This window comes from Vibrio sp. 10N.222.46.A1 (assembly GCF_041473595.1).
Taxonomy (GTDB): domain Bacteria; phylum Pseudomonadota; class Gammaproteobacteria; order Enterobacterales; family Vibrionaceae; genus Vibrio; species Vibrio tasmaniensis_A.
Map to the genome: position 1 here is coordinate 1 of NZ_JBFRSN010001653.1, position 608 is coordinate 608.

General features: G+C 43.6%; 1 pseudogene. It reads left to right on the forward strand.

The features are described 5' to 3' along the window. A pseudogene (locus AB4496_RS28670) lies at positions 1 to 608 on the forward strand (ABC transporter substrate-binding protein); the annotation flags it as partial.

Genomic DNA, 608 nt, shown 5'->3' on the forward strand with positions numbered 1-608 from the left:
GTCCACACGCGTCTATTTATCGTCGTAAGCGTACCTATTTTTCGAGTGGCCGCAGTGCCTATATCGGAACAGGACCTTTCTCATTGGATGATTGGAGCGAAGAGCGCTTGGTTCTTAAACGTCACCGAGGTTACTTTGCTCAAAATGCCTTGTTAGAACAAATAACGCTTACCGACATAGAAGGTTTAAATGACCACACTCTGAGTTTTAATCAATCTGGCGTCGCTGAAGAAACCACCATCAATGCACTTTCGTATCTTGCGGTTAATCGTAGAGAAAAATCAGGTATAACCCCTGAAGAACTCGACAGGCTGGTATCGTTTATTAAGTCCAGTAGTAAAGAGTTCGATGCTGATATGGTGGCCGATGACTTGTCTTTCTCGCTTAGCGAACTAGCGTCCAGTAATCCAATTCCTAATTTGACGGGCACTGTTGTCCTAACACGACCTAGAATGACGATTCCTTTACTTCAAGAGATGGCTGATTGGCTACAACAAACTATTGTAAAGACAGGTGTTGCTATTGAAGTTGTTGAGCTTCCCAACATCAGTGACCCTAGCTCCATGAGTGAGTCGGCAGACTTGTTATTCATTGAAGAAGTTATCGAA